This is a genomic window from Streptomyces sp. NPDC044984, from assembly GCF_040646935.1.
In the GTDB taxonomy this organism is placed as follows: Bacteria; Actinomycetota; Actinomycetes; order Streptomycetales; family Streptomycetaceae; genus Streptomyces.
The window spans coordinates 108,643-132,705 of sequence record NZ_JBEZBE010000005.1 but is presented as its reverse complement, the minus strand read 5'-3'; the positions used below and the strand labels follow the sequence as shown (position 1 = coordinate 132,705).

General features: G+C 71.2%; 14 protein-coding genes and 2 pseudogenes. 4 read left to right on the top strand and 12 right to left on the bottom strand.

Features of this window, described 5'->3' with window-relative positions; all coding sequences use genetic code 11:
• Position 1: 1 nt before the first annotated feature.
• Both AB0A94_RS07435 and AB0A94_RS07430 read right to left on the bottom strand, forming a co-directional pair.
• The gene (locus AB0A94_RS07435) at positions 2 to 973 is read right to left on the bottom strand and encodes a helix-turn-helix domain-containing protein (RefSeq protein WP_361740208.1); all 972 of its coding nucleotides are present in this window, start codon (positions 971 to 973) and stop codon (positions 2 to 4) included.
• Between the two features lie 296 nt (positions 974 to 1,269).
• Positions 1,270 to 1,470: a hypothetical protein gene (locus tag AB0A94_RS07430; RefSeq protein WP_361740205.1), complete on the bottom strand. Its 201-nt coding sequence runs from the start codon at positions 1,468 to 1,470 to the stop codon at positions 1,270 to 1,272.
• A gap of 1,793 nt (positions 1,471 to 3,263) precedes the next feature.
• Here AB0A94_RS07430 and AB0A94_RS07425 point away from each other — a divergent pair.
• Positions 3,264 to 4,757 (top strand): annotated as a pseudogene (locus AB0A94_RS07425) (diguanylate cyclase); the annotation flags it as partial.
• A 343-nt stretch (positions 4,758 to 5,100) separates the two neighbouring features.
• Here the strand turns inward: AB0A94_RS07425 and AB0A94_RS07420 are convergent.
• The 8 genes and pseudogenes from AB0A94_RS07420 to AB0A94_RS07385 form a co-directional block, all read right to left on the bottom strand.
• Positions 5,101 to 5,440 (bottom strand): annotated as a pseudogene (locus tag AB0A94_RS07420) (hypothetical protein).
• The gene (locus tag AB0A94_RS07415) at positions 5,437 to 6,012 is read right to left on the bottom strand and encodes a hypothetical protein (RefSeq protein ID WP_361740203.1); all 576 of its coding nucleotides are present in this window, start codon (positions 6,010 to 6,012) and stop codon (positions 5,437 to 5,439) included. Before AB0A94_RS07415 ends, AB0A94_RS07420 begins: the two are co-directional and overlap by 4 nt.
• Before the next feature lie 400 nt (positions 6,013 to 6,412).
• Positions 6,413 to 6,802 (bottom strand): D-ribose pyranase, encoded by a 390-nt coding sequence (rbsD, locus tag AB0A94_RS07410; RefSeq protein WP_361740200.1) that lies wholly within the window; start codon positions 6,800 to 6,802, stop codon positions 6,413 to 6,415.
• The gene (locus tag AB0A94_RS07405) at positions 6,799 to 7,791 is read right to left on the bottom strand and encodes a ribokinase (RefSeq protein WP_361740197.1); all 993 of its coding nucleotides are present in this window, start codon (positions 7,789 to 7,791) and stop codon (positions 6,799 to 6,801) included. Before AB0A94_RS07405 ends, rbsD begins: the two co-directional genes overlap by 4 nt.
• Before the next feature lie 22 nt (positions 7,792 to 7,813).
• Complete coding sequence (locus AB0A94_RS07400; RefSeq protein WP_361740194.1) at positions 7,814 to 9,772, bottom strand: substrate-binding domain-containing protein; 1,959 nt, start codon at positions 9,770 to 9,772, stop codon at positions 7,814 to 7,816.
• Complete coding sequence (locus AB0A94_RS07395) at positions 9,762 to 11,282, bottom strand: sugar ABC transporter ATP-binding protein (RefSeq protein ID WP_361740191.1); 1,521 nt, start codon at positions 11,280 to 11,282, stop codon at positions 9,762 to 9,764. Before AB0A94_RS07395 ends, AB0A94_RS07400 begins: the two co-directional genes overlap by 11 nt.
• A complete protein-coding gene (locus AB0A94_RS07390; protein WP_361740188.1) occupies positions 11,279 to 12,388 on the bottom strand; it encodes a LacI family DNA-binding transcriptional regulator in 1,110 nt (369 codons plus the stop codon). The genes AB0A94_RS07395 and AB0A94_RS07390 overlap by 4 nt, the downstream gene beginning before the upstream one ends.
• Positions 12,389 to 12,584: 196 nt before the next feature.
• On the bottom strand, positions 12,585 to 15,431 hold the full coding sequence (locus AB0A94_RS07385) for an NACHT domain-containing protein (protein ID WP_361740185.1): 2,847 nt from the start codon (positions 15,429 to 15,431) through the stop codon (positions 12,585 to 12,587).
• Positions 15,432 to 15,692: 261 nt separating this feature from the next.
• Here AB0A94_RS07385 and AB0A94_RS07380 point away from each other — a divergent pair, with 261 nt between their 5' ends.
• Positions 15,693 to 16,346 carry a hypothetical protein gene (locus AB0A94_RS07380; RefSeq protein ID WP_361740182.1) on the top strand — a complete coding sequence of 218 codons (654 nt, stop codon included), beginning with the start codon at positions 15,693 to 15,695 and terminating at the stop codon, positions 16,344 to 16,346.
• A gap of 252 nt (positions 16,347 to 16,598) precedes the next feature.
• Here the strand turns inward: AB0A94_RS07380 and AB0A94_RS07375 are convergent, their stop codons facing one another.
• The gene (locus AB0A94_RS07375) at positions 16,599 to 17,171 is read right to left on the bottom strand and encodes a Uma2 family endonuclease (RefSeq protein ID WP_361740179.1); all 573 of its coding nucleotides are present in this window, start codon (positions 17,169 to 17,171) and stop codon (positions 16,599 to 16,601) included.
• A gap of 66 nt (positions 17,172 to 17,237) precedes the next feature.
• Between AB0A94_RS07375 and AB0A94_RS07370 the strand changes: the two genes are divergently transcribed.
• Positions 17,238 to 19,520, top strand: a complete 2,283-nt coding sequence (locus tag AB0A94_RS07370; RefSeq protein WP_361740176.1) for an ATP-dependent RecD-like DNA helicase — start codon at positions 17,238 to 17,240, stop codon at positions 19,518 to 19,520.
• Between the two features lie 219 nt (positions 19,521 to 19,739).
• Positions 19,740 to 21,029, top strand: coding sequence for a citrate synthase (locus AB0A94_RS07365; protein WP_361740173.1), 1,290 nt, complete (start codon positions 19,740 to 19,742; stop codon positions 21,027 to 21,029).
• A 616-nt stretch (positions 21,030 to 21,645) separates the two neighbouring features.
• Here AB0A94_RS07365 and AB0A94_RS07360 read toward each other — a convergent pair.
• The gene (locus AB0A94_RS07360) at positions 21,646 to 23,958 is read right to left on the bottom strand and encodes a heavy metal translocating P-type ATPase (RefSeq protein WP_361740171.1); all 2,313 of its coding nucleotides are present in this window, start codon (positions 23,956 to 23,958) and stop codon (positions 21,646 to 21,648) included.
• Positions 23,959 to 24,063 lie beyond the last annotated feature (105 nt).

The following is a 24,063-nucleotide window of genomic DNA, read 5'->3' as shown; positions in this document are numbered from 1 at the left end:
CCTACGGGCTCGCGTGGTGGTGGCGGTGGTCCGTCGGAGTCATGCCGTACGCGCGGCGGAAGACGCGGCTGAAGGTGGCCGCGTCGGTGAAGCCCCACCGCGCGGCGATCGCGTGGACGGAGCGGCCCCGCAGCCGGGGGTCGGCCAGGTCACGGCGGCACCGCTCCAGACGGCGGTGGCGGATCCAGGCCGCCGGGGCCTCGCCCTCCGCCGCGAACAGCTGGTGCAGGTGCCGTACCGAGATGCCGTGGGCCGCCGCGACGGTCGCCGGGGACAGCGACGGATCGCCCAGGTTCTGGTCGATGAAGTCCCGGATCCGGGTGCGCAGGGCGCGCCGGCGGGACTCCGGCGGCAGCGCGTCCTCGGAGTCCGCGCAGCGGCCGAGCACGGAGGCGAGGAGGTCGGTGGTCACCGAGGCCAGCGTCGGCGCGTCCGCCTCGGTGAACTCGTCGGCCCGCCGGGCGACGTCGGCCAGCCAGCGGTACAGCGCGGCGCCCATGCCGTGGTCCACCGTGAGCGGCACCGCCAGCAGGCGGCGCATCGCGCGCGGCGGCAGCGGGAGCCGGGCCCGGGGCATGCTGACGACCACCGTCGTGGACCGCTGCGACGTCCTGTTGATGCGGACGTCGTACGGAAGGCTGGTGTCGGCCACGACGAGCTGCCCCGCCCCGAACACCCCCTCGGTGCCGTCCTGCACCAGCATGCCGTCGCCGGAGAGATGGCAGTTGATCTGCAGGAACTCGGGGTCGAAACGCCGGATGACCCGCGGTGTGCGCACGGTGTCCAGGTGCGGCAGGCTCAGCTCGGCGATCTGTAAGTCCCCCAGAGGCAGCACCCGCATCGTGGCCTCGAAGTCGTCGCTGCGCCCACTGCGCATCAGGGTGGGCACGTGCGTCCGCGTGGCGACGTCCTGCCACAGATCCCACCGCTCGGCGGGCGGCACCGCCCCGGTCCGGAACTCCTGCACCAGCATCGCCACACGCTCCCCAACGCGTACCGGACGACCGCATCCTGCCCAGGAGGACATCGTAGGGAACCGGGACCGGAAAAATTCCGGAGAGACCGTGCAACCGCCCCCCACCCCGTGGTCGCACGGGGGCAGGACTTCTGGGAGGGGCCCGGGGGGATTCGAGGGGTTCTGACGGGGGAGTGACGAGGGGGCCCGGTCGACGGACCGGGCCCCCTCGAAGTGCGTACGGACCCCGCACCGTTTGCCTCAAAGGGTGTTGCAGGAGTCTTGTCGTCCGCCTGTCCTCTCTTCCACCTCCGCTACGTCCGGTCCAACGCCGCGAAGACGGCCAGGCACAGGGTGAGGCTCGCGGCGAACGCGATGCCGCAGCGGGACAGGGCCGTCGGCACCGAGGCTCCCTCCCAGCGGGCGAGGGCGAAGGCGATCGCCGCAGCGACGACGGAGAAGAGGACGGCCACCGCCAGCGCGAGGAGCAGGAACGCCGGGAAGGTGTGTTTCATGAAGGCACCGCCTGGGTCATGTGGTGTCGATGATGAATTACGACGATCCCCGGGCGGAACCGCAGGTGGAACGGTTGGATGTTTCTCCGGTGACAACAGGGGGTTGTCCGGCAAACAAACCATGGGGAGAGTGAGTGGCCGGCGAGAGGAAGCGGGCGGGGCGGCCGTGGGGACCGGCCCGGGGCTCGTGCGTCGAGATCAACCAGCTGGTCGCGGTGGTGCGCTCCTGGCTCGACGAATCAGGGATTTCTGTAAGGGAGCTGCACGCGCGGCTCACCCCCGAGCACTTCGTTGCCGGGGCCGTGCCCGAGTTACGCCGGTTGCGTGACCGGCTGTCCGGTAAGTCGCTGGAGTGGGATCTCGTCGAGGCTGTGGCCGACGTGTGTTTTCCCCACGAACAGGCCGACCTCTCTCGCAGACGTATCGGGGAGGCGAAGAAGCTGTGGGACCGGGCAGGTGCGAACCCCACGGTGATTCCGGAGGCGCAGGAGCTGGTGCCTGCCCGGGAGTTGCTGGAGGCCAAGGACCGCACCATCGAGGTCCTCGAGGAAATGCAACGAGCCCGGCAAGCCTACGAGGCCGGTGAGCATGGGCGGCAACAGGCCTTGTCAATGGCCACGTTGTTGTTCGTCATGCTCGGACAGGCCCAGGCGAAGGTCGCCGAACTGAAGCGTCGACTCGACGCGCTGGAATCATTGACGATCGAACTCCCAGAAGGCCAAGGAGTGGTGGAACTCCTCTCGCGGGCACAACGGCAGGAGACGGAACTGCGCGAGCAGTTGGTTCGTGCCGAGCGGGAGCGGGGCATCGCCCAGCAGGTCGCCGACCACGCGGCACGCCGTATTCACGAACTGGAGTTCGAGCTTGCCGAGTTGCGGCTCCGCATGGGGGAGGACGGGAGCTCCCAGACGCAGGAGTCGGCGCCACTGCTGTCCCGGCCCGATGTGCACGCGCTCGGCCCCGACGACGATGCGCTTGACGACGTGGACCGTGCGCTGGAGAAGGCGCGCGCCGTACTCGACGAGGAGCACGAGGCCGTTCAGCAGGCCGCCGACGAGGTGGGGTACTGGTCCTCCTCGGTTCCCTCGGCCTCGGTTCCCTCGGCTTCTCCGGCGGAAGTCGGCGTCTCCGTGCCCGGGCAGGTTGGACAAAACCTGGGGAGTCAACCCTTCGGGTTGTCCGGAACAACCCCGAACAACCCACCCGCCGGCCAGGAGGCATCCCTCCCCGCGCTCGAGTCCTCACGGCCTACGGCCACCGACCCCCAGGGCGACATCTCCGAGGCGGCCCGCCGGATCACCCGGGGAAGGGACCCGGAGGACATTGTGATGCGGCTGTGCCGGGCCGTCGTGCCCACCGTCGCCGACGTGGCCATGGTCTATCTGCGGGACCCGATCCCGGTGGGCGACGAAGAACACGTGGGCCCGCTGGTGCTGCGGCGGCAGCAGGTGCACCCGCTCCACGCCGGAAGGGGGGCCGCGCTGTGCGAGGTACGTCCCGGTAGCGCGCTCTTCGAAGTACTGAACGGGGCACTGCCGGTCGCCACCGATTCGCCGGTCGGTGGCGCCGCGTTGCGGGAACTGCTCGGTGAGGGGCACGAGACATCCGGCGGAGGCCACACCGTCCTTGTGCCTCTGTACGGTCGCAGACGGATCATCGGTACGGCGGTCCTCCTGCGTCACCCGACCGAGCAGGTCTTCCAGGACGCCGATCTGTCGGTCGCCTCCGAGTTCGCCACCCGCAGCGCGCTCGCCATCGACAGGAGCTACAACCTGCAGACCGCGGTCCAGGGGCTCCATCTCGCCCGGAGCCTCGCGGACACCCTGCAGGTCGTCGCCGACGGAGTCGTGACCGGTCTCGGCTACGAGCTGGCGTGCGTCAACCTCGTCCGCCCGGACGGCGATCTCGTGGTCGCCTCTTTCGCGGGCAGCTCCGCCGCCGAGGCGCAGATCACCGGCCGGGCCGGCTCCCGCGAGTCCTGGGACCGCCGCCTCAGCATGGGCGAGCGCTGGGGCGACCTGGTCTTCATCCCGCACACCGAGGGCTGGATCCTCGACGGCGACGACGTCCCGCAGTGGTACACCGACGGGCCCGCGCCCCGATTCGAGGACGAGTGGCACCCCTCAGACCGCCTTTTCGCCCCGATGTATACCCGGAGCGCTTCCGGTGCCTCCTACGGTGAACTGCTCGGTGTGATCTCCGTGGACCGGCCCCTCACCCGGCGCCGTCCCAGGCCGGACGAGCGCCGGGATCTGGAGGAGTACGCCTTTCAGGCCGCCATCGCGATCAGCAACGCGCGGCTGCGTGCCAACATGCAGCGCGCCCTGGTCCGCCTGGAGCGCGACCAGCAGGCGCTGCGGGCCAGCGAGGAGAGCTTCCGGCAGGCCTTCGAGTACGCGCCCAACGGTATGGCCATCACCGAGATGGGCGGCGACGACCACGGCCGCATCCTGCGCACCAACGATGCGCTGTGCCGCATGCTGGGGCGCCCGGCCTCCGCGATGCGCCGCTACTCGTTCTCCGACCTCGTCCACCCCGAGGACATAGGCACCCTGCTGCGCACCTCCGCCGAGGGCGGCCGGGCCGAGTTGCGCCTGGGCCGCCGCGACGGGACGTACCTGTGGGTATCACTGCGCAACAGTGTGGTCGCGGAGGCCGACGACGGCCCCCGCTTCCTGCTTACTCACATCGAGGACATCGAGGAGAGCAAGCACCGTGAGCTCGCTCTCGCCCACCGTGCCTCGCACGACGCTCTTACCGGCCTGCTGAACTCCACCGAGCTGCACGCCCGTATCGACGCTCGGCTCTGCGCGCTCCAGGAACACGGGTCCGACGCCGCCGCGGAGGGGGACGACGATCTTTACCTCCGCCACACCGACCAGGCCGCGCCCTCCCACACCCACGTATGGGCCCCCGTGGGCGACGACAACACCCATGGCCTGGCGGTGGTGTTCTTCGCCCTCCGCGACTTCAAGGCGATCAACACCCGTTTCGGGCACGACGCGGGGGACGGCGTCCTCGTCGAGGTCGCCCGGCGGCTCAGTCAGGCCATACGCGACGGCGACACGATTGCCCGGTACGGCGGTGACGAATTCGTCCTTCTCGCACGCGACTTCAGCCCCACTGACGCGCACACCGCCGCAGTGCGGATGCAGTCCCGGATCCACCTGCCGATCTTCGTGGGCGACCAGGCCGTGCGCATGCACGCAGGTGTCGGTATCGCATGGGCCCAGTGCGGGACGGTCCCTGGTGACACCTTGCGGGCGGCCCGCAGGTTCGCGTCGTGAGTACAGGTTTCCAAGGACCGGTGCGCCGAACAGGAACGGCGTTGTACAGCGTGCCGGGCGTCGGAGTGGTGGCGAAACGAACCTTGACCAGACATAGGCGGTCAACGAAACAGGCGACGACGGACGGTGTGTCGAAGCGGGGATCGCTTGGTGGTACGGCCGGTGCGCAAATAGGCGCGGTGGACGGCACGGGTGTCGAGTGAATTTGGATGGGTGTACGGCTGTCGGTCGGCTGAGGCAGACGAAGGTGGCCGTCAACGCCTGGCCGGCCTGGCCCATGGTGTCGTCGGCGGGATACCCGGTGTAAGACCGGAGCACCTGCTCCAGTTCGCCGTAGCGACGGTCATGATCGATAGGGCTCAGAGGTATGGCGGGCCCTCTGCAAATAGACGGGGAAGGTCGCGTGGACGGTGAAACCGTGCGGGCGCGCGGGGGTCCCGTCAGAGGGTGATCCGGGCTGCGCGTACGTCGACGGGGTCGCGCCCCGCGAGCATCATGACCTGCGGTGGAACGCGTCCCACCGGCTCGCTACGAGTGGACCAGGACGCCCCGATGGCCAGGCGTGACCGCGTGGACCGGGTCAGCCGGCGATGGATGACGTGCTCGTTGGCATTTCCGATCTGTTGGGCGGCCCACTGGGCGATCTCGTGGTCAGAGCGGGTGCGCGAGCCGGATCCCTTCAGTCTTCCCAGAACGCCCAGAAGACGCCGATTTCCGTATCGGATACGGCGACGAGCCCACAGTCGGTGATGCAGACGGAAAGGCAGTCCCACTCCGTGTCGGGGTTCAGGAGGTCGGCGTCGGGGTTCCTGCGGGCGTCGGCCGCGTTCGTGAAGAAGCGGCTGCCGACGTCGAACCGTGACAAGATCGTCCGGGAACTCATGAGCAGCGTCTCCTTCCGCTGTTCGAAGTCGGGGATGTTGAAGGCCTGGTAGAGCTCGCCTTGCAGTGCGACCAGGAGCCGACCAGCAGATTCCATTCCGATTTCGTGCAGTGATTTCCCGGTCTCCTCGGGACTCCACGGAAGGAACGGTGAGTTCGTGCCGCTGCGGTTCTCGCCGACGCCGGGCGCGTAGTTGAGCGAAGCCCAGCGTCGTGGGTCGGAGGCCTTGAGGGCCATGACCGTGGTCACATCACGGCGCCAGTCGTCGTGGCACCTGGGGCCCACCTGAGCGAAGGTCCAGCCGCCACCGAACAGATCGAGCAGGGCCGCATTCCAGGAGTCGGCGTCGACGGCGGGTTCCTGCTCGGGCACAGCGCTCCTGTTCATGCGCGGGGGAGAGTGCCGCAGGGCATCATGCGCAGGTCCGGCCTCGTGCCGTGACCCGTCGGTACGTCGGGCAACCCCATGGCGAATCTCCCCGTCCCGCTCAATGGCATCGGGCGACCGCCGACATCCATCCGGCAGATGATCTTATGGAACGACCCATGGGGTACGGTTCGAGGCCCTCCGGGGACAGCCGGGAAAAATCTTCCGCGACCCGCGCAACCCTCCCCGCACCTTGTGGGTCGTACTCGGCGTCAGGACTTCTGGGAGGGGACCCGGGGGGGACTTTGAGGGGTTCTGACGGGGAGGGACGAGGGGGCCCGGTCGACGGACCGGGCCCCCTCGAAGTGCGTGCGCGAAGCGTGTACGCGTCCCGCACCGGGCGTTGCTAGAAGAACACCCCGCAGCGCAGCAGCACGTTCGCGTACGGCCGTGCCTCACCGGTGCGCACGACGAGCCGCGCGCCCGCGCTCAGTTCCTTGAGCCGCTCGTGCGGGACCAGACCGAGGCCGGGGAAGCGGTCCGCCAGCAGTCCGGCCGCCGCCGGATTGGCCTCCCGCACCTCGGACGCGGCCGTGGCGCCCTCGACGACCAGCTCCTCCAGCAGCCCCTCCAGCACCTCCGCGAACGACGGCACCCCCGCGCGGAACGCCAGGTCCACCACGCGCGGCCCGTCGGGGATCGGCATCCCGGCGTCGCACACCAGCACCCCATCGCCGTGCCCGAGCTCGGCCAGGGCGCCGGCGAGGTGCCGGTTCAGGATTCCGTGCTTCTTCACCGGGCCTCGCCTTCCGAACCCGTCCCGGACACGCCGTCCGACCTCCGGCCGGGGGCCCGGGAGGTGTCCCCCGGACCGGCACAGCACAGCGCCGCGACCTCCTCCGCCGTCGGGAAGGACACCTGCGCGCCCTCCTTGGTGACCGTCGCCGCCCCCACCCGGGCCGCGTACGCCGCCGCCCCGGCGAGCGGCTCGCCCGCGCCCAGCCGCCAGGCCAGCGCGGCGGTGAACGCGTCACCCGCCCCGGTGGTGTCCACGGCGCGCACCGCGACGGACGCGACGCGGTGGACGCCCTCCGCGGAGGCCACCAGCGCGCCCTCGCCGCCCAGCGTCACCACCACCGAACGCGGGCCCTTCGCCAGCAGCAGCCGCGCCCAGTGCTCAGGCCCGTCGCCCACCCCGGCGGCGTCGCCCAGGATCACCTTCGCCTCGTGCTCGTTGACGATCAGCGGGTCGCAGGCCGCCAGCACCTCCGCCGGAAGCGGCCGCGGCGGGGACGGGTTCAGCACGAACCGGCTGCCCGGCGCCAGACTCCGCACCACCTCCACCACCGTCTCCAGCGGGATCTCCAGCTGCGCGGAGACCACCCGGGAGGCGTGGAACAGGCTCCCGGCCGCCCGCACGTCCGCCGGCGTCAGCCGGCCGTTGGCGCCCGGGGAGACGACGATGCTGTTGTCCCCCGACGGGTCCACCGTGATCAGCGCGATCCCGGTGGGCGCCCCGCCCACCAGCACGCCCACCGTGTCCACCCCGGCCGCCCGCTGCGAGTCCAGCAGCAGCCGTCCGTGCCCGTCGTCGCCGACGCGCGCCAGCAGGGCCGTACGGGCGCCGAGCCGGGCGGCCGCGACCGCCTGGTTCGCGCCCTTGCCGCCCGGGTGGACGGCGAGGTCGGAGCCGAGCACCGTCTCCCCGGCGCCGGGCCGGCGCTCGACCCCGATCACCAGGTCAGCGTTGGCCGATCCGACGACCAGGAGGTCGTAGTCGTACATGTGTTGCTCCCCGCTCTCGACGTCAGCCCTCGAAGCCGGCCACGTTCTCCTGGGTGACGACCTTCACCGGCACCTTCACCATGTTCTCCACCTTCTTCTCCTCGGCGGCCCGCAACGCGTTCCGTACCGCGATCCTGCCGAGCTCCGACGGCTGCTGCGCGACGGACGCGTACAACGTGCCGGCCTCGACCGCCTTCAGCCCGTCCGGCGTGCCGTCGAAGCCGACGACCTGGACCGACTTCCCGGCCTTGGACCCGAGCGCCTTGATCGCGCCGAGCGCCATCTCGTCGTTCTCCGCGAAGACACCGTCGATGTCGGGGTGCGCCTGGAGCAGGTTCGTCATCACGTCCAGGCCCTTGGTGCGGTCGAAGTCCGCGGGCTGCTCGGCGACGACCTTGATGCCCGGGTAGTCCTTCAGGCCCTCGGCGAAGCCCGCGCCGCGCTCGCGGCTGGCGGAGGTGCCGGCCTGCCCCTGCAGGATGACGATGGTGCCCTTGCCGCCGAGCTTCTCGGCGAGCGCCTTCGCGCCCAGCGCACCACCCTCGACGTTGTCGGAGGCGACCAGCGCGGCCGTGTCCGCCTCGTTGACCCCGCGGTCCACGGCGACGACCGGGATGCCGGCCTTGTCGGCGCCGCGCACCGCGGGACCGGCCGCGTCGGAGTCCACCGGGTTGACGACGACCGCGGAGAGCGAGCCGCTGGTGAAGTTCTGCAGCTGGTTGGCCTGCTGGGAGGCGTCGTTCTGCGCGTCCGTGACCGTCAGGTCGACGCCCAGCTTCTTCGCCTCCTCCTCGGCCCCGGCGCGGATCTGCACGAAGAACGGGTTGTTGAGCGTCGACAGCGACAGGCCGATCCTCTGCGTCTTCCCGGCCTGGGACCCGTTGTGCAGCAGCGAGGTAGCGCCGACCACCGCGACGGCGACGACGGCCGCGATGACGTACGTCAGTGCCTGCCTGCCCCGGCTGCCGTTCCCGGACGCCCCGGCCGCCGGGACGGTCGCGCCCGCCTTGCGCCGCAGCGTGTCGAAGAGGACGGCCAGTGCGATGACCACACCGATGACGACCTGCTGCCAGAACGCGGACACGGACAGCAGGTTGAGCCCGTTGCGCAGCACCGCGAGGATCAGCGCGCCGATCAGCGTGCCGGACGCCTTGCCGGTGCCGCCCGCGAGGGAGGCGCCGCCGATGACGACGGCGGCGATCGCGTCCAGCTCGTAGCCCTGCGCGGCCTGCGGCTGCGCGGAGGACAGCCGGGAGGCGAGCACGATGCCCGCGGCGGCGGCGAACAGACCCGAGAACGCGTAGATGGCGAGCTTCTGCCGCTTCACCCGCAGGCCGGAGAGGCGCGCGGCCTCCTCGTTGCCGCCGATGGCGTACATGGAGCGGCCGATGTACGTCCGGCCGAGCACGAAGGCGGTCAGCAGCCCCATCACGATCATCACGAGCACCGGCACCGGCAGCCAGCCGCCCAGCGTGTCACCCAGGTGGGAGACCGAGTCCGGGAAGGCGATCGGCGAGCCCTGCGAGATGACGAGCGACAGACCGCGCCCCACCGACAGCATGGCCAGCGTCGCGATGAACGGCGGCAGCTTCCCGTACGAGATGAGGAAACCGTTCACCAGACCGCACGCGATGCCCGTCGCGACGGCGAGGAGGACGGCGAGGACGACCGGTATCCCGGCCTCGGTCGCGCTCCACGCCAGCACGGTGGCCGACAGCGCGGCGACCGAGCCGACCGACAGGTCGATGCCCGCCGAGACGATGACGAAGGTGACGCCGAAGGCGAGGATCGCGGTGACGGCGGCCTGGACGCCGACGTTGAGGAGGTTGTCGGCGGTCAGGAAGTCCCCGGACAGCGCCGACATGGCGATCACGAGGACGATCAGCGCGGTCAGCGCGCCGTTGTCGAGCAGCAGGCGGCGCAGGCCGGCCGTGGCGCCGCCCTGCGCGCCCGGCTTGCCCTTGAGCGTGTCAGTGGCCACGGGAGGCCTCCGTTCCGTTGGTGTGAGTGCTGACGGCGAGGGCCATCACGGCGTCCTGCGTGGCCTCGTCGGCGGGGAGTTCTCCCGCGACGCGCCCCTGTGCCATGACGACCACCCGGTCGCTCATGCCGAGCACCTCGGGCAGATCGCTGGAGATCATGAGCACGGCGGCACCCGCGGCCGTCAGTTCGTTGATGAGCTGGTAGATCTCGACCTTGGCGCCGACGTCGATGCCGCGCGTCGGCTCGTCGAGGATGAGCACCTTGGTGTTCGCCAGCAGCCACTTGCCGATGACGACCTTCTGCTGGTTGCCGCCGGAGAGCGTGCGCACGTGCTGGCCGAGCCCGGCCATCCGCACGCCGAGCTGCCCGGCGATCCGCTCAGCCGACTCGTGCTGCCCCTTGAGGTCGACGAGCCCCGCGCGGGAGACGGACCGGAGGGTGACCAGGCCGAGGTTCTCCTCGACGGAGGCGTCGAGCACCAGCCCCTGCCCCTTGCGGTCCTCGGGCACCAGCCCGATGCCGGCCGCCATGGCGGCGTTCACGTCGTGGCGGCGGAGCCGCACGCCGTCGACGTGCACGGCCCCGGCGTCGTACGGATCGGCCCCGAACACCGCCCGGACCACCTCCGTCCGCCCGGCCCCGACGAGCCCCGCGATGCCGACCACCTCACCGGCCCGCACCTCGAAGCTCACGTCGTGGAAGACGCCGTCCCGGGTGAGCCCCTCCACCTCGAGCAGCGCGTCACCGGCCTCGGCGCGCTCGCGCGGGTACTGCTGCTCGATCGACCGCCCGACCATGAGCCGGACGAGCTCGTCCTCGGGCGTGGTGGCGGGCACCTGTCCGACGCTCCTGCCGTCCCGGATGACGGTGACCCGGTCGCCGAGGGCGGCGATCTCCTCCAGGTGGTGGGTGATGAACACGATCCCGACGCCGTCCTCGCGCAGCCGCCGCACGATCGCGAACAGCTTCTCGACCTCCTCGGAGGTCAGCACGGCGGTCGGCTCGTCCATGATGAGCACGCGCGCGTCGAGGCTGAGCGCCTTGGCGATCTCGACCATCTGGAGGCGCGCGATACCGAGTTCACGCACGCGGGCACGGGGCGAGACGTCGACGCCGACCCGCTCGAGCAGCACCTCGGCGTCCGCGTCCATCTTCTTCCGGTCGATCATCCCGAACCGGCGCGGTTGCCGTCCGAGGAAGATGTTCTCGGCGACCGTCAGATCGGGAACCAGGTTGAACTCCTGGTAGATGGTGGCGATCCCGAGCCGCTCGGAGTCCTGCGCACCGTGGATGCGCACCTCCTCGCCGCCGACCGTGATCCGGCCGGTGTCGGGCGTGTAGGCGCCGGAGAGCATCTTGATCAGCGTGCTCTTGCCCGCGCCGTTCTCACCGAGGAGCACGTGCACCTCGCCCCGGCGCAGGTCGAAGTCGACGCTGTCGAGGGCGACCACGCCCGGGAAGGTCTTGCGGATGCCCTCGATGCGCAGCAACTCGTCCGGGTTGCTCACGGCGTACTCCTTCGTACGGGGGACGGGGACTGTGGGGGTGTGGACCGTGGGGACGGGGACTGTGGGGGTGCGGCCCGTGGGGACGGGGACTGTGGGGGTGCGGCCCGTGGGGGTGCCGGCTCACCGCACGAGCGGCGTACGACGAGCCGGGCGGGAAGGGTCACGGACTCGCCGGGCCCGCCCTCGATGCGGTCGACCAGCGCGCGCACGGCGGCCCGCCCCAGCGCGCCCGTGGGCTGGGCGATCGCGGTGACCGGCGGGTCGGTGTGCACGAACCAGCGGATGTCGTCGAACGCGGCCAGCGCGATGTCGTCGGGCACCCGCAGCCCCCGCGCGCGTACGGCGTCCAGCGCGCCGAGCGCCATCAGGTTGTCGGCGGCGAACACGACCTCGGGCGGCTCGGCCAGGTCGAGGAAGCCCTCGGTGACCCGGCGTCCGCTGTCGGCCTGGAAGTCGCCCTGGCCTATGTAGGCGTCGGGGAGCTCCAGCCCGTGCTCGCGCAGCGCCGCGCGGAAGGCGTCCACGCGTTCCCGGCCGGTGGTGGTCGCCGCCGGACCCGCGATGATCGCGAGCCTCCGGTGCCCGAGCCGGTGCAGGTGCGCCACGAGGTCCCGGACCGCAGCCCGCCCGTCCGACCTGACGACGGGCACGTCCACGCCGGGGATCCACCGGTCGACGAACACCATGGGCGTCCCCGTGCGGGCGGCGTCCAGCATGCGCGGCGAACCGCCGTCGGTGGGGGAGACGAGCAGCCCGTCGATGCGCCGGTCCAGCAGGGTGGTGACGTGGTGGTCCTGCAGCTCGGGCCGCTCGTCGGCGTTGCCGATGATCACGCTGTAGCCGAGTGCGCGGGCCTCCTCCTCGACGGAGCGGGCCAGCTCGGTGAAGTACGGGTTCATCACGTCGCTGATGACCAGCCCGAGGGTGCGGGTCTGGTCGGTGCGCAGCGACCGGGCGACGGCGTTCGGACGGTAGCCCAGCCGCTCGACGGCGGCCGTCACACGCCTGCGGGCGTCCTCGCTGACCGACGGATGGTCGTTCAGCACCCGCGACACCGTGGCGACGGACAGCCCCGCCTCGGCGGCGACGTCCTTGATGCTCGCCATCGCCGTTCCACCTCCTCGTGGAATCGATTACACGAGGGATTGGAATCGATTACACGGGATGGGGGCAAGGGGGGTGGGGGTGGCCGATATCCAATCGTGACCGGGAGGAGGGCGGGCCGGGGGCCGGGTGCCGCTGAGGGCGTCGGAGGTGCGGCCCGACGAACACACCTCCGACGCCCTGAATCCGCGACGGGCCTCAGCTCACCGAAGAGGATGCCGTCGGGGCGCCGTCCGCAGCGGCGGACGGCGTCGTACCCGCCAACCGCTGCTGCAGAAGCACATGGCTGAATTCATAGTGCGCCCCCGACTGCCGCAGCACCCCCCGCCGATGAGCCTCCGCGAGAAAGCCCATGAGCCGCCACGGTGCCCGCCCGGTCACCGCCAGCCAGATCCGGGCCGCGCCCAGCCGCCCCCACGCACTCAACGCGAGGGCGTTGGTACCCACCTGGACCCACACCTCGGTGTGCATGGTGCCCAGCGTGCTGCCACGTCCCGTCACCGAGATCAGCAGCAGACAGACGCCGCCCGCGAGGAACGCGGCGACGGCACTGCGCGTGAGCGTGGCGGCACGGTCCGCGTACAGGGTGCTGCGCGGGCCGGCGGCACGGATCGTGTCGGAGGGGGTGTTCAGGGCACGGTAGACGCCGGAGGCGCAGCCTCCGATGAGGCCGACGAGCAGGCCGAAGCCGGCGAAGGGGATCACGGCCTCCAGCACGACGGTCCCGGCGGACCGGTGCACGAGCCACACCTCGGCGTCGTGCGGCAGGGCCACGACCAGATTGTGGGCGTCGACGGGCTTTCCGTCCCAGAAGGTCACCCATTGCCCGTCCCGCTGCTGGAGACGCACGCGCCTCTCGGACGTGCCGATGACGCGGTCGTATGAGATGCGCGCGTCCTCGTACACGACGAACGGATCGGCGAGAGCGGTACGGCTCACCAGCACGATCGTCCGCGGTCTCGTCGAGCGGACGGAGCGGTTGCCGTCGGTCTCCTCCAGCCGCCAGCCCTGGATCACGGTGCCACCCGGCACCGGGTCCGCCGAGCGGACCTCGTACGCGGCGAAGGCACCGGCGATGACACCGACCACGGCCCCGGCGCAGACAGCGATGAGGGTGCAGGCGGCGAAGCCGCGCAACAGTCCGTCGCGGAAGGCGCGCAGGACGGTGGCGGGGCTGGTGTACGGTCCGGCGGCCCGTTCGCCGCGCAACGCTCCCGCCAGGAAGAACAGCAGGCCGGCCACGGCACAGGTGACGGCCGCGACCTCCGCCCCGAAGTAGCCGTGGACGGCGAGGCCGGCGAAGACGAGCACGCCGCCCAGGGCCCGCACCGTCCGTGGCCCGTCCGGGCTGCCCGCCCACGGCAGACCCAGCGGGAGCGGGCGCCGGGCGAGACCGCCGACGGCGAACATCATCGACAGGACCAGGCCGAAACAGCATCCGTTGAGGAACCAGGCGGGCCTCGGGGTGAGCACGGCGCCGAGCCGCGAGCTGGCCAGCGGCGGTACGAGCAGCCCCATGGCCACCGCGACGACCGAGGCGGCGGCGGTCATCGTCAGCGCCATGCGCGCCAACTGCCGTGGCCCCTGAGGTGCCGATGCGGTGGCGGGCAGGAGCCGGGTGAGGCCGAAGCACAGGCCCAGCAGGATGCCCGCGAAGTTGACCACGCCCGACAGCGCGGTGTCCCAGTTGGCGACCACGCCGCCGCCGTGGCGGGCGAGCGGGACCAGCAGCGTGGCGGTGGCGAGTACGGCCAGCAGCGCCGGGCCGAGCACGCGCGGCACCGGAGGCATCGCGGCGGGCAGCTCCCACCAGGCCAGCCGCCAGGCACCGGGGCCGTGGCACGGCAGTTCGCGGGCCAGCGTGCGCAGCCAGCGGTGCGCGGCCTCCGGGTGCCAGCGGCTCGTCCGGTCCGCGAAGGCCGCCGGGACGAAGGCGTCCAGCAGGTGCTTCTCGATGGTCCCCGCGTCGGGGAAGCGGATGACGTCGTTGAGTTCGGACGGGTCGCGCGAGGTGTCCCCGTACACCGTGCGGGCGAGCGCCACCATGAGCGGTGACCTCAGTACCGAGTGGAGCGGAGGGGTGGCGTGCGCGAGGACGTCCGTCCAGACCGTGGCGCTCCGGCGGCCGTCCGGGTGGACCCGGCCGTCGGGACGGGCCGTGTTCTCCAGGTAGTCGTGTGCCGTGGCGCGGTCCAGCGGTTGCAGCTCCACGACCTCGGCGGCTGTCAGTACGTCGCCGGTGTCGTGCACGGCGGTGGACCAGACGGCGGTACGGCAGGTGAGCAGGACGGGCAGGCTCTCGTCGAGCTCACTGTTCAGGCGCCGCAACGCCTCCGCGTGCGCCTGCGCGGGGATTTCGTCGAAGCCGTCGAGCACGGCCAGGACGAGACCGGCGTCCAGCAGCTCCCGGGCCAGCGTGCGCTCCCCCCGGACGGCGGCCAGCGGACGGTACTCCGTGGCCAGCCGCTCCGCCAGCCATGCGCGCAGGCCGATGGCGTCGGGGTCCCAGCCCGCCAGGGCGAAGAGCACCGGAACCGGACCGCCGGGACGGCGTTCGGCGAGTGCGTCGAGGACGAAGCGCACGGCGAGGACGCTCTTGCCCGCGCCCGGCTCGCCCAGCACGACCAGTCGGCCGGAGGGCAGTTCCCGGAACGTCTCGACGATCCGGTCGAGCCGCTGGTCGCCGTCGCGGGGTGCGGGCAGCGGCCGGAGGCGGCGGACGTTGTGGCGGTGGTCGGCGAGCGGCGGGCCGACACGGGTCCAGCGGACGTTCAGCGGCGCGGGGTCCTGGAGGCGGCGGCGCCCGGCCTCCGGATTCCACTGCTCCCGTACCGCCTCGGCGAGCTCGTCCGTGGCGCGCTGCCGCCGGTCGGGTCCGGGCGCGGTGTCCCCCGGCTCGCGCAGCAGGTCGGCCGCGAAGGCGCAGGCCGAGATCAACGCCGAGATCGCCGAGATCCACATCGACGTCCGGTCGGGCCCCGCGTCCCTGCCCGCCAGGACGACGGTCAACGCGATCAACGCCGCGGCGATCACCCCCAGCCCCACGCGCCGCTGTACCCGCGCGTCCCGCAACGCCGCCCACATCCGCCGACCCCCGTCGTACCCGCGTCTCGTTCTTCGGCCGTCGTCGGATGAACGAGCCGCGGGGCGGCGGCGTACCGGTGCGTCCGGCGGCACACGGGGGCGCGACGGGGGACACCGGCGCACGGACCGTCCACGGCCGAGAGCCCCCTCCGGGCCGCCTCCCGCCGGTGGTCGGCGCGCGGCCCGCCCCCGGTGTCAGTGGTCGCTGACAGTATGACGACCATGAGCCGGATCATCTCGTACAGCACCGCCGACAAGGCCGACGTCCTGGCCTTCCTGGGAGCCGCGGACAACCTGACGACCGATCAGGTGCGGCGTCTCGACATCATGCGCGAGAAGGCGCGGGAGAGCCAGCGGGAACTGGAGCGTCAGGGCATCGACCTGGGCCTGACCGTCCCCGACGCGCTGGAACACCTCGTGGCCGGTCACGCGAGCTCCGAAGCCGAGTACGCGGCAGGCGCCTACTACCGCGCGCTCCAGCACATCATCGACCGCAACGCCTCCGACCCCGCCGACCTCGGTGTCTACTCCAAGCCCTCCACCTTCTTCGGCCTGCTCGACGAAGAACTGCGCCGCCTGGGTGTGAGCGCCGATCTGCTGCTGCACGACCGTCTGTTCTCCGGGCCGCCCGAGGAGATCCCCTTCCCCATCCCGTTTCCCGTGGACGGGCCGCACATAGGCATGTTCCCGCTGGCCAGGGCCAAGCCGGCCGCCGACGCCTACCGCGCGGTGCTGGACCGGGTGGACGAGGACTTCCGGTACGACCTCCGGGAGCTGGCCGAGAAGCTCGAGTTCGAGCACACGGAATGGGAGTACTCGACGAAGAACCTCGACTGGTACACCCAGGACACGATCTTCTTCTCCATCACGGGCTGAGCGGCGGCGGCCGCCTTCCGGTCGAAAAGGGTGAGCATCCGGCGGGCGAATGCAACGTGTCCACTCCGATGAGCGGAACGTGGACACCGCGGACCGAGATGCTCCCGCTTCTCAGGAGAGTGTGAGCAACCTCCGGGCGGCCGAGCGGAGTTCCTCGTCCTTGTGGCCCAAGGCCCCCGCCCGAGCCACCCTCGCCTTCCCGCCGGAGGCCTTCGCCCCCTTCCTCGAAGACCTCGAGTCACAGCCGCGCCGTCAACCGTCCCTGCCGTACCTGCGGAACTCCGACGTCTCCACCGTCCACGGCCCGAACGGCACCGAGTCGCCGAAGATATACGGCTCCTTGCTGCTGTAGCGGCCCTTGCACGGCTCGGAGTGCACCTCGATCGTGCCGGTGCGCGGGTCGACGATCATGTAGTGCGGGATGCCCATGGCCGGATAGTCGGCCAACTTGTCGTCGTAGTCGTTGCCCGGGTTGGACGGCGAGACGATCTCGACAGCAGCCAGCACCTGCGTCGCGTCGACGGCCAGGCCCTCTTCGTCGAGGGTGGCCTCGGGGATCACGACGGCATCGGGTCGGCGCATGCGCCCGATGGCCGGGTGCTCGATCTCGGGTCCGTTCGCGCAGATGTGACCGGGGTGGGTGCGGGGCAGTTGCGCGTCCAACTGCTTGCAGATGCGGCGGACGGTCCCCTCGTGGCGCTTCGACGGGCACATCATCGCCAGTATCGGACCGGACGGTCCGATCTCGACGCTCCACGACCCCTCGAGCTGCTCCGAGTAGGCCCCGAGCTCTGCGGCGATGGCGCGCATCCTGGCGTAGTCCATGAGCCCAGAGTACTGAGGGGGCGACTCTCCGGCCGCCCTGTCAGTCCCCGCCGGTACCGTCGGATCATGTCCAACCAGTCCGCAGCCGCCGCCCCCGGTGAACGCCGGCTCGCCACCCTCGAAGGCGTGCTGGAGCGCATCACGTACGCCAACGAGGAGAACGGCTACACGGTCGCCCGCGTCGACACCGGCAGGGGCGCCGGTGACCTGCTGACCGTCGTCGGCGCGCTGCTCGGCGCGCAGGTGGGGGAGTCCCTGCGGATGGAGGGGCGCTGGGGGTCGCACCCCCAGTACGGGAAGCAGTTCCACGTCGAGAACTACACGACCGTGCTGCCGGCCACCGTCCAGGGCATCCGCCGCTACCTCGGCTCCGGCCTGGTCAAGGGCATCGGCCCGGTCTTCGCCGACCGCATCACACAGCACTTCGGCATCGACACCCTCACCATCATCGAGGAGGAGCCGAAGCGCCTCATCGAGGTCCCCGGTCTCGGTCCCAAGCGGACCAAGAAGATCGCCGACGCCTGGGAGGAGCAGAAGGCGATCAAGGAGGTCATGCTCTTCCTCCAGACCGTCGAGGTCTCCACCTCCATCGCCGTGCGCATCTACAAGAAGTACGGCGACGCCTCGATCTCCGTCGTGAAGAACCAGCCGTACCGGCTGGCCGCCGACGTCTGGGGCATCGGCTTCCTCACCGCCGACAAGATCGCCCAGTCCGTCGGCATCCCGCACGACAGCCCGGACCGGGTGAAGGCCGGCCTGCAGTACGCCCTGTCGCAGGCCACCGACCAGGGGCACTGCTACCTCCCCGAGGAGAAGCTGATCGCCGACGCGGTGAAGCTGCTCCAGGTGGACACCGGCCTCGTCATCGAGTGCCTGGCCGAGCTCGCCGCCGAGCCGGAGGAGGGCGAAGACCCCGGAGTCGTACGGGAGAAGGTCCCCGACCCGCAGGGCGGCGACCCCGTCACCGCCGTCTACCTGGTCCCCTTCCACCGTGCCGAGCTGGCCCTGTCCGCCCAGTTGCAGCGCCTGCTCCGCACCGACGAGGACCGGATGCCGGCCTTCCGGGACGTGGCCTGGGACAAGGCGCTCGGCTGGCTGAAGGGCCGTACCGGCACCGACCTCGCCCCCGAGCAGGAGGCGGCCGTCAAGCTGGCGCTGAGCGAGAAGGTCGCCGTCCTCACCGGCGGTCCCGGCTGCGGCAAGTCCTTCACCGTCCGGTCGATCGTGGAGCTGGCCCGCGCCAAGAAGGCCAAGGTGGTCCTCGCCGCCCCGACCGGCCGCGCCGCCAAGCGGCTCGCCGAGCTGACCGGGGCCGAGGCCTCCACCGTCCACCGCCTCCTCGAGCTCAAGCCCGGCGGTGACGCCGCCTACGACCGGGACCGCCCGCTCGACGCCGACCTGGTGGTGGTCGACGAGGCGTCCATGCTGGACCTCCTCCTCGCGAACAAGCTGGTCAAGGCGGTGCCCCCGGGCGCCCACCTGCTCTTCGTCGGCGACGTGGACCAGCTGCCCAGCGTCGGCGCGGGGGAGGTCCTGCGCGACCTCCTGGCCGACGACAGCCCCGTCCCCGCCGTGCGGCTCACCCGTGTCTTCCGTCAGGCCCAGCAGTCCGGCGTGGTGACCAACGCCCACCGGATCAACGCCGGGCAGCACCCCGTCACCGACGGCATGAAGGACTTCTTCCTCTTCGTCGAGGACGACACCGAGGAGGCGGGCCGGCTCACCGTGGACGTCGCGGCCCGGCGCATCCCGGCGAAGTTCGGGCTGGACCCGCGCCGGGACGTGCAGGTCCTCGCCCCCATGCACCGCGGCCCGGCCGGCGCGGGCACGCTCAACGGGCTGCTCCAGCAGGCCATCACCCCCGGCCGCCCCGACCTCGCCGAGAAGCGGTTCGGCGGCCGGGTCTTCCGCGTCGGCGACAAGGTCACCCAGATCCGCAACAATTACGAGAAGGGGGAGAACGGCGTCTTCAACGGCACCGTGGGCGTGGTCACCGCCCTCGACCCGGTCGACCAGCGCCTGACGGTGCTGACCGACGAGGACGAGGAGGTGCCGTACGACTTCGACGAGTTGGACGAGCTGGCGCACGCCTACGCCGTGACCATCCACCGTTCCCAGGGCAGCGAGTACCCGGCGGTCGTCATCCCGGTGACCACGGGCGCCTGGATGATGCTCCAGCGCAACCTGCTGTACACGGCGGTCACCCGGGCCAAGCGGCTGGTCGTCCTCGTCGGCTCCCGCAAGGCGATCGGGCAGGCGGTGCGCACGGTCTCGGCGGGCCGCCGGTGCACGGCGCTGGACTTCCGTCTCGCCGGTTCCCGCCTCTCGGCCTCCGCGTCAACCCTGTGAGCGGTCCGTCACCAAAAAATGATCGATCAAATGAGTCACGAAGGTCACAGAGCCCTTCCGGTCAGGGGACACAGGGGGCAGGATGGGCAAGTTGACGGCACTCAGTGCCGCCGATAGGCCCGATGGTCGACCCCGAGTGCACTCTCCTGCGCCGAGTGGGGGATGGTGGAGACAGTCAGGGCACCTCGAAGATGAGGCACTAGGTCGGTGAGGGAAGACGTGAGCGACAACTCTGTAGTACTGCGGTACGACGGCAGCGAGTACACCTACCCGGTGATCGACAGCACCGTCGGCGACAAGGGCTTCGACATCGGGAAGCTCCGCGCGCAGACCGGTCTGGTGACACTGGACAGCGGCTACGGCAACACCGCCGCCTATAAATCCGGGGTGACCTACCTGGACGGCGAGGCCGGCATCCTCCGGTACCGCGGCTACCCGATCGAGCAGCTGGCCGAGCGCTCCACCTTCCTGGAGGTCGCCTACCTGCTGATCAACGGCGAGCTGCCGACCGTCGACCAGCTGGCCGCGTTCAAGGGTGAGATCACGCAGCACACCCTGCTGCACGAGGACGTCAAGAACTTCTACAAGGGCTTCCCGCGCGACGCCCACCCGATGGCCATGCTGTCGTCGGTCGTCTCCGCGCTGTCGACGTTCTACCAGGACAGCCACAACCCGTTCGACGAGCAGCAGCGCAACCTCTCCACCATCCGCCTGCTGGCCAAGCTCCCGACGATCGCGGCGTACGCGTACAAGAAGTCGGTCGGCCACCCGTTCGTCTACCCGCGCAACGACCTCGGCTACGTCGAGAACTTCCTGCGCATGACGTTCTCGGTCCCGGCGCAGGAGTACGAGCTCGACCCGACGGTCGTCGCCGCCCTGGACAAGCTGCTGATCCTGCACGCGGACCACGAGCAGAACTGTTCGACCTCCACGGTCCGCCTGGTCGGCTCCTCGCAGGCGAACATGTTCGCCTCGATCTCCGCCGGCATCAACGCGCTGTGGGGCCCGCTGCACGGCGGCGCCAACCAGTCGGTGCTGGAGATGCTGGAGGGCATCCGCGACGCCGGCGGCGACGTCGACTCCTTCATCCGCAAGGTGAAGAACAAGGAGGACGGCGTCCGCCTGATGGGCTTCGGCCACCGGGTCTACAAGAACTTCGACCCCCGCGCCAAGATCATCAAGGCCGCCGCGCACGATGTGCTGTCCGCCCTCGGCAAGTCCGACGAGCTGCTGGACATCGCGCTGAAGCTGGAGGAGCACGCGCTCTCCGACGACTACTTCGTCTCGCGCAGCCTCTACCCGAACGTCGACTTCTACACCGGCCTGATCTACCGGGCCATGGGCTTCCCGACCGAGATGTTCACGGTCCTGTTCGCCCTCGGCCGCCTTCCGGGCTGGATCGCCCAGTGGCACGAGATGATCAAGGAGCCGGGTTCCCGCATCGGCCGCCCGCGCCAGATCTACACGGGCGTCGTCGAGCGCGACTTCGTCCCGGTCGAGGAGCGCTGACCGCCGCTTCGAGCCGCGACGCGCCGGGCCCCGTACACGCTGGTCGTGTGCGGGGCCCGTCCCGTACGGGCTTCGGGAACCCGCACGGGCTTCGGTGATACGGATACGGAAAAGGCGCCCCGGCCGACGGTCCCCCCACGGGCCGCCGAGCCGGGGCGCCTTCCCATGTCCCGGTGCGGATTCCCCCCACGGGATCCGGCCGGGCGTCTGTGAGGACAGCGCCTGAATCGCTGTGCGAGCGCGGACGGACCTGAACCCGCCGCACTCGTCGAGGTGCGGTCTGCCGGGACAGCGCACGTGTCGGGAGGGCCGCTCAAAGCTCCCCGCTGGTACGTGCCCCGGCAACGCAATCTCCGGAGAAAGTCCCCCAAGACATTCCCCAGATGTCAGACGGCGCCCCCCAAGACGCTGCCTGACATCGCCAACTTAGACCTTCGAACCCCTTCGATGGTTACGTTCAGATCACTGTGATCCGCGTCTCTTGCATATCCCTCAAGGGTGCGCAAGAGCCCGCAAACCGCTCACGGGACTCAAGCGTAAGGATGATGCGCGAGCCTTGTGAAGAGCTTATGTGAGGGTCGTACCGGACGACAGGGGTACACCCCAACTTGAGATCTCAATGAAACGCCCGCAGGCGCAGGCTGTTCGTCACCACGAAGACCGAGGAGAACGCCATCGCCGCACCGGCGATCATCGGGTTCAGCAGCCCGGCCGCGGCCAGCGGCAGCGCGGCCACGTTGTAGCCGAAGGCCCACACCAGATTGCCCTTGATCGTGCCGAGCGTCCTGCGGGACAGCCGTATCGCGTCCGCCGCCACCCGCAGGTCACCGCGGACCAGGGTCAGGTCGCCCGCCTCGATCGCCGCGTCCGTGCCGGTGCCCAGGGCGAGACCCAGATCGGCGACGGCCAGCGCGGCCGCGTCGTTGACGCCGTCGCCGACCATGGCGACGCTGCGCCCCTCGTCCTGCAGCCGCCGTACGACGTCGGCCTTGTCCTCGGGCAGCACCTCGGCGATCACCTCGTCGATGCCCACGCTCCGCGCCACCGCCTCGGCGACGGTCCGGTTGTCACCGGTCAGCAGCACCGGCGTGAGTCCCAGGGCGCGCAGCTCGCGCACCGCCTCGGCGCTGGTCTCCTTCACGGCGTCGGCGACCGCGAGGACACCGCGTGCCACCCCGTCCCAGCCGGCCACGACGGCCGTACGCCCGTCCCGCTCGGCCTCGTCCTTCGCCCGCGCCAGCTCCGGGGGCAGCTCGTCGAAGAGGCGTCCCACGGCCACCTCACGGCCCTCCACGCGCCCGCGCACGCCCCGGCCGGGGACGTTCTCGAAGTGCTCGACGCGAGGCAGCGCGCCGATGTGGTCCTCGGCGCCCGCGGCGACCGCCCGCGCGACGGGGTGCTCGGAGGCGTGCTCCAGGGCGCCCGCGAGCCGCAGCAGCAGCCGTTCGTCGGTGCCCTCGGCGACGTACACCTCCTGGAGGGTCATCCGTCCGGTGGTGACGGTGCCGGTCTTGTCCAGGACGACGGTGTCGACGCGGCGGGTGGACTCCAGGACCTCGGGGCCCTTGATGAGGATGCCGAGCTGGGCACCCCGCCCGGTGCCGACCATCAGCGCGGTCGGCGTGGCGAGCCCGAGGGCGCAGGGGCAGGCGATGATCAGTACGGCGACGGCGGCGGTGAACGCGGCGACGGTGTCGCCCGTGGCGCCCAGCCACATCCCGAAGGTGCCGACGGCGATCAGCAGCACCACCGGGACGAAGACCCCGGAGATCCGGTCGGCGAGGCGCTGGACCCGGGCCTTGCCGTTCTGCGCCTCCTCCACCAGCCGCGCCATCCGCGCGAGCCGTGTGTCGGCGCCGATCCGGGTCGCCTCGACGACGAGCCGTCCGCCCGCGTTGACCGTGGCGCCGGTGACGGTGTCGCCGACGGTGACGTCCACGGGGACGGACTCGCCGGTCAGCATGGACGCGTCCACGGCGGAGGAACCCTCGAGGACCGTGCCGTCGGTGGCGATCTTCTCCCCGGGCCGTACGACGAACCGGTCGCCCACGGCCAGCCGCTCCGCCGGGATCCGCACCTCCCGCCCGCCCACCCGTCTCCCACCACCGCCCTCAACCGAGAGCGCTTCGCGCTCGCCCTCCTCGTATCGCAGTACGGTCACGTCCTTGGCGCCCAGCTCCATCAGCGCCCGCAGGGCCGCTCCCGCGCGCCGCTTGGAGCGCGCCTCGAGGTAGCGGCCGAGCAGGATGAAGGCGGTGACTCCGGCGGCGACCTCCAGGTAGATCGTGGAGGCGCCGTCGGTGCGCGAGACGGTGAGCTCGAAGGGGTGCCGCATGCCGGGCATGCCCGCGTCGCCGAGGAACAGCGCCCACAGGGACCAGCCGAACGCGGCGAGCGTGCCGACGGAGACCAGCGTGTCCATGGTGGCCGCGCCGTGCCGGAGGTTGGTCCAGGCGGCCCGGTGGAAGGGGGCGGCGCCCCAGACCACGACGGGCGCGGCGAGGGTGAGCGAGAGCCACTGCCAGTTGTCGAACTGCAGGGGCGGGATCATCGCCAGGAGGACGACGGGGAGGGCGAGGAGCGCGGAGCCGGTGAGGCGCCGGCGCAGGGCGGCGAGTTCGGGGTCGGCCGTCTCCGGGGCGGAGGCCGTTCCGTCGCCCTCGTCCCGCGGGGGCGCGGGTTCCTCGGCGGTGTAGCCGGTCCGCACCACCGTGGTGATCAGGTCGGCGATCTCGGTGCCCGGCGGGTAGGTGATCCGGGCCTTCTCCGTCGCGTAGTTCACCGTGGCGGTGACGCCGTCCATGCGGTTGAGCTTCTTCTCGACGCGGGCCGCGCAGGAGGCGCAGGTCATCCCGCCGATGAGCAGCTCGACCTCCGAGAGGGCCGGCTGTCCGGCGGCCGCTGCCTCGGGGGCGGTGGTGCTGGTCATGTCCGTACTCCAGGGACGTCCGGGGCTCCGGGAACGTCCGGGGCTCCGGAGGCGCCCGGAGTCCCGGGGGCGGTGGCGTGCCGGGCCGCGGGGAACGGGTGGCCG

What these genes read in the sequence shown, in the direction of transcription:
- AB0A94_RS07435 (WP_361740208.1), bottom strand. Translation starts at nt 973, where the DNA reads ATGCTGGTGCAGGAGTTCCGGACCGGGGCGGTGCCGCCCGCCGAGCGG.
- AB0A94_RS07430 (WP_361740205.1), bottom strand. Translation starts at nt 1,470, where the DNA reads ATGAAACACACCTTCCCGGCGTTCCTGCTCCTCGCGCTGGCGGTGGCC.
- AB0A94_RS07405 (WP_361740197.1), bottom strand. Translation starts at nt 7,791, where the DNA reads ATGTACGACTACGACCTCCTGGTCGTCGGATCGGCCAACGCTGACCTG.
- AB0A94_RS07390 (WP_361740188.1), bottom strand. Translation starts at nt 12,388, where the DNA reads ATGGCGAGCATCAAGGACGTCGCCGCCGAGGCGGGGCTGTCCGTCGCC.
- AB0A94_RS07380 (WP_361740182.1), top strand. Translation starts at nt 15,693, where the DNA reads ATGAGCCGGATCATCTCGTACAGCACCGCCGACAAGGCCGACGTCCTG.
- AB0A94_RS07375 (WP_361740179.1), bottom strand. Translation starts at nt 17,171, where the DNA reads ATGGACTACGCCAGGATGCGCGCCATCGCCGCAGAGCTCGGGGCCTAC.
- AB0A94_RS07370 (WP_361740176.1), top strand. Translation starts at nt 17,238, where the DNA reads ATGTCCAACCAGTCCGCAGCCGCCGCCCCCGGTGAACGCCGGCTCGCC.
- AB0A94_RS07360 (WP_361740171.1), bottom strand. Translation starts at nt 23,958, where the DNA reads ATGACCAGCACCACCGCCCCCGAGGCAGCGGCCGCCGGACAGCCGGCC.